This is a genomic window from Pseudescherichia vulneris (assembly GCF_902164725.1).
GTDB classification, from domain to species: domain Bacteria; phylum Pseudomonadota; class Gammaproteobacteria; order Enterobacterales; family Enterobacteriaceae; genus Pseudescherichia; species Pseudescherichia vulneris.
The window spans coordinates 3,549,533-3,550,718 of sequence record NZ_LR607338.1 but is presented as its reverse complement, the minus strand read 5'-3'; the positions used below and the strand labels follow the sequence as shown (position 1 = coordinate 3,550,718).

Sequence of the window (1,186 nt, the reverse complement as noted above, 5' to 3'; positions counted from 1 at the left end):
AATAAAGCGCGTGCCAGGGCGGTTTTCGACGCCGCCATACTGGCGAACTATGAAGTTACGGCACTTGCGCAGAGCGACGGCGTATTTCGCCATGTCAACGCGACCATAAAGTGACGGACCGATCTCACCACCGGCAAAGCTAGGTTGGATCCAGCTTAATGGCATTAGCTTAACCTCGCATTAGTAAATTCGCTCTCCGGCGCTACCGGTTCCTGGGACTCGTTCATGCTGTGCGTGCCCGCGCTCAGGATCACTCTTGCGTACATGTTCAGCGCGTTGTTGCCCAAGGATGCGTCGCCGGTCAACTGCATGTTGATGGCGGCCGCCAGACGCCAGGCCAGGGCCTCAACGAAGATAGCGTCGAACATGTTGACGTCTGCCACGCGGGAAACGTACTTCAGCCAGGCGCTGGGCTGATCGGTGTAAATAAGCTTTCCGGTACCGGCATAGTCAGCTCCGACCTCATACTGGACGCGCATTGCCGCCGTCGGGTATCGGTGGCCGGGGACCATAATTTCCGTGATACGCAGGCAGTCGGTGGGGTACTGATAGGCATACTGCCAGTCCGGTGGCGGATTCGCAGTGTCGGCCAGAGCCACACGTTTGGTGGCAAAGTTCCAGTCAAAGTCTGCCAGAACTGAGTCTCGGCAACTTTCATAGTGCAGATCGCAGGCCCCGGCCTCTTTGCTCTGCTCGTTCAGGTTGTTGATGCTGCGGCTGTTGCCGATATTGCTTAGCGCGAGGTTGCAGATCTCGATGACGGAAGGCATTACGCACCTCCACCATACAGTGTGTCAGCGGCGCTTTTCTGCTGCTCAGCCTGGGCAGGAGCCATAGCCATGTCAGTGATCTGCAGGCTGGCATCGTGGCGGGTGCCCTCTTCGGTTTCCCGCGATGAGGTGCTTTTGATGATCGCACGTGCGGTGATCATCACCTCAGTGCCCACCGCCTGTGGCGTGGCACCGAGTTTTTTAAGCGTCTCGTTGTCCAAATTTATGCTCAGCCCCCAGGGATAATCATCACGGGTCTGCGTTTTACCGCTTTCGTCCTGGTAGGTGTCGGTGCCGCTTTTCAGGTTAACCAGTTCCATACTCTACTCCTGCAAGAAAGGGGCCGAAGCCCCTCTGTTTTACCCGCGAGGCTTAAACGCCCAGTTCTTTGCGCTTTTTGGCAATACGCTCTTTCA

At 56.7% G+C, this 1,186-nt stretch carries 2 protein-coding genes; both read right to left on the bottom strand.

Translation table 11 applies throughout. The features are described from left to right. Positions 1-164: 164 nt before the first annotated feature. Positions 165-770 carry a phage connector family protein gene (locus FN633_RS14735; RefSeq protein ID WP_154058222.1) on the bottom strand — a complete coding sequence of 202 codons (606 nt, stop codon included), beginning with the start codon at positions 768-770 and terminating at the stop codon, positions 165-167. After that, on the bottom strand, positions 770-1,090 hold the full coding sequence (gp10, locus tag FN633_RS14730) for a capsid staple protein (protein ID WP_154058221.1): 321 nt from the start codon (positions 1,088-1,090) through the stop codon (positions 770-772). Before gp10 ends, FN633_RS14735 begins: the two co-directional genes overlap by 1 nt. Positions 1,091-1,186 lie beyond the last annotated feature (96 nt).